The following is a 1702-nucleotide window of genomic DNA, read 5'->3' as shown; positions in this document are numbered from 1 at the left end:
AGAACCGCTCCTCTTATTGCTTCATTATTCCTGGCGCTAGGGTCAACGCCTTTAACCTCTAACAACCGATTGACCACGTTAAGATGGCCGTTTTCGGCCGCCCATCTTAGGGCAAAATTATCATTAGCCGTAGGGTCAACGCCGTCGATGCCTAACGTCAAGATGGCCGTTTCTAGCCGCTTCTCTTATTGCAGCATTATTATCCGCCGTAGGGTCAACGCCGTCGATGCCTAACAATCGATTGACCACGTCAAGATAGCCGTTGTAAGCCGCCCATCTTAGGGCATAATTATTATCCGCTGTAGGGTCAACGCCATCGATGTCTAACAACCGATTGACCACGTCAAGATGGCCGTTTCTAGCCGCCCCTCTTAGGGCTTCATTATTCCTGGCTGTAGGGTCAGCGCCTTTTAATAAGGCTATTTCCAACTGTTCTAAGTTGCCGCTTTTGCATGCGTCATAGAGTAGTCCCATTTTTTTCCTTGTGATTTAAATTTTGAGCGGGGTGTATGCTACTACGATTAGGATTTATTGTGAAATCATTAACCATAATGATTAGCAAGATGTCTCTCTGAAAAAACTTAGTTTACTACCAACTTAATTAAATTGGATGATTAAGTATGAAAGGCAGTTAGTTCTTTTTAAACAGATTTAATGGGTTATCCGGCGTAAGGCAGGTCATTAACCGGTCAGCCATTCCTTCAAAGGATTGTTTTGCTAATTGATTGGATACAGTGGGATTCACTTCACTGACAGTGCTGGTTTTTTCTTGTAAAGATTGTAATGGCTATGATGAATTTCCAAGTGGTCACAGGATGGCGGCCGATTCTTAAGGAAATATTAATAAAAATCAAAGCGGTTACGTGTTTTTATGAATTCGGTTAAAAAACACATCCCTTGATTTAAAAGCAGATTTTTATGCTGACCTATTTCGGATAGGCTCTTATAAATTTTTTACAACAGTTTATGAAAAGGCTGCTGCACAGTTTCCTTGTATCTGAAATTTCACATGACTTCCTCTTAACATCTGGCTTAATTAAGTTGGTTATGCGCCAAGTTATTTCAACAAGACCTACTACAATCCATTATGATTAACAATTTTACAATGAATCGTAATCGTAGTAGTATACCCCCCACTCAAAATTTAAATCACAAGGAAAAAAATGGGGCTACTCTATAGAGCATGCAAAAGCGGCAACTTAAAATGGCTGGAAATAGCCTTATTAAAAGGCGCTGACCCTACTGAAGCCATAAGATGGGCGGCTAGAAACGGCCATCTTGACATGGTCAATCGATTATTAGACCTTGAAGGCGTTGACCCTACAGCGGATAATAATTTTGCCCTAAGATGGGCGGCTACATACGGCCATCTTGACATGGTCAATCGATTATTAGACCTAGAGGGCGTTGACCCTACAGCCAGGAATAATGAAGCCCTAAGAGGGGCGGCTGAAAACGGCCATCTTGACGTGGTCAATCGATTGTTAGGCATCGACGTCGTTGACCCTACAGCCGATGATAATTATGCCCTAAGGCTGGCGGCTAAAAACGGCTATCTTGGCGTGGTCAATCGGTTGTTAGACCTTGAAGGCGTTGACCCTACAGCCATGAATAATGAAGCAATAAGATGGGCGGCTAGAAAAGGCCATCTTGACGTGGTCAATCGATTGTTAGACATAGAGGGCGTTGACCCTACAGCCGA

At 42.9% G+C, this 1702-nt stretch carries 2 protein-coding genes and 1 pseudogene; 1 reads left to right on the top strand and 2 read right to left on the bottom strand.

The features are described from left to right. Positions 1-161, bottom strand: a pseudogene (locus tag BN58_RS37655) (hypothetical protein); the annotation flags it as partial. Further along, positions 136-474, bottom strand: coding sequence for an ankyrin repeat domain-containing protein (locus BN58_RS23380; RefSeq protein WP_019216411.1), 339 nt, complete (start codon positions 472-474; stop codon positions 136-138). The pseudogene BN58_RS37655 and the gene BN58_RS23380, both read right to left, overlap by 26 nt. 689 nt (positions 475-1163) lie before the next feature. On the opposite strand from BN58_RS23380, the gene BN58_RS08180 reads away from it, so the two are divergent. After that, a partial coding sequence (locus BN58_RS08180) for an ankyrin repeat domain-containing protein (protein ID WP_019216410.1) occupies positions 1164-1702 on the top strand: 539 nt, incomplete at its 3' end.

It is taken from the genome of Legionella tunisiensis (assembly GCF_000308315.1).
Taxonomy (GTDB): Bacteria; Pseudomonadota; Gammaproteobacteria; order Legionellales; family Legionellaceae; genus Tatlockia; species Tatlockia tunisiensis.
The sequence above is the reverse complement of the archived record's forward strand: the minus strand, read 5'-3'. Positions and strand labels throughout refer to the sequence as shown.

Excerpts from the sequence above, each read along its gene's own strand:
- BN58_RS23380 (WP_019216411.1), bottom strand. The coding sequence starts at position 474 with ATGGGACTACTCTATGACGCATGCAAAAGCGGCAACTTAGAACAGTTG.